The organism is Arsenicicoccus sp. UBA2120, assembly GCF_002330965.1.
GTDB classification, from domain to species: Bacteria; Actinomycetota; Actinomycetes; order Actinomycetales; family Dermatophilaceae; genus Arsenicicoccus; species Arsenicicoccus bolidensis.
The window spans coordinates 1-1,240 of sequence record NZ_DCYC01000101.1 but is presented as its reverse complement, the minus strand read 5'-3'; the positions used below and the strand labels follow the sequence as shown (position 1 = coordinate 1,240).

1 protein-coding gene is annotated in these 1,240 nt (G+C 73.5%); it reads right to left on the bottom strand.

Going from position 1 to position 1,240, the window contains the following annotated elements; genetic code table 11:
* Positions 1-386: 386 nt before the first annotated feature.
* A partial coding sequence (locus tag B2P18_RS17360) for a PAC2 family protein (RefSeq protein WP_286961722.1) occupies positions 387-1,240 on the bottom strand: 854 nt, incomplete at its 5' end.

Genomic DNA, 1,240 nt, shown 5'->3' with positions numbered 1-1,240 from the left:
CGGGGCGCGCCGCCCCCGGGGGGGGGGGGACCCGGGGGGACGGGGGGGCGTTCCGGCGCAGCCGGGGCCCCCAGGGGGGGTGGGCCCGGGCGCGGGGCCCGCCATGACGGGGGCCGCCTCCGGCATACGGCCACGCTCACCCAGCGCCATTGGTCACCAGTGACGTTTTGGATCGTTCCAAAACGGTGCGATCCGTTCATTGGTGACCAATGGCGCCAGCAGGGCGCGCGAGCGGGTGCGCGAGCGGGGTGAACGAAGGCCGGTCGATGCCTTTACCGGGGGCGGATGCATCAGCCTGGCGAACGAAGGCCGGTCGATGCCTTTACCGGGGGCGGATGCATCAGCCTGGCGAACGAAGGCCGGTCGATGCCTTTACCGGGGGTAGGTCAGTGGCCGAGGTCCTTGCCGGGCGGGCCGCCGGGGCCAGGGCCAGGGCCAGGGCCAGGGCCGGGGCCGTCGGAGTCGCGGCGGCGCAGGAACTTCTCGAACTCGCGCGCGATCGCCTCGCCGCTCGCCTCCGGCAGCTCGGCCGTGTCCTGCGCCTCCTCGAGGGACGAGATGTACTCCGCGACGTCCTCGTCGCCCGACGCCAGCTCGTCGACGCCGTGCTGCCAGGCCACCGCGTCCTCGGGGAAGTCGCCCCGCGGGATCGTGATGTCCAGCAGCTCCTCGAGGCGTCCGAGCAGTGCCAGCGAGGCCTTGGGGGAGGGCGCCGACCCGGCGTAGTGCGGGATCGCGGCCCACGCGCTGACCGCCGGCATACCGATCTGCTCGGCTGCCAGCGCGATCACCCCCACGATCCCGGTCGGGCCCTCGTAGCTCGACGGCACGATGTCGAAGCGGTGCGCGAGCTCGGAGCTCTCGGACGAGACGTCGGTGCCGATCGGGCGGGTGTGGGGGATGGGCGCGAGGTAGGCGCCGAGCGTGATCAGCAGCTCCACGCCCGCCTGCTCGGCCAGGTCCAGCAGCTCCTCGGTGAACGCGCGCCACCGCACGGACGGCTCGATGCCCTCCACGAGGAGCACGTCGCGGTCCTCGCCGTGCAGCGTCGCGTGCAGGATCCGCGTGGTCGGCCAGGTCACGAGCCGCTCGCCGCCCTGGCTGACGACGCGCGGGCGGGTCACCTGGAAGTCGTAGTACTCCTCCGGGTCGATCGCCGCGACGGGCTCGGCGTTCCAGGCCTCGGACAGGTGGGACACGAGGTCGGTGGCGGCCTCGCCGGCGTCGTTCCACCCCTCGA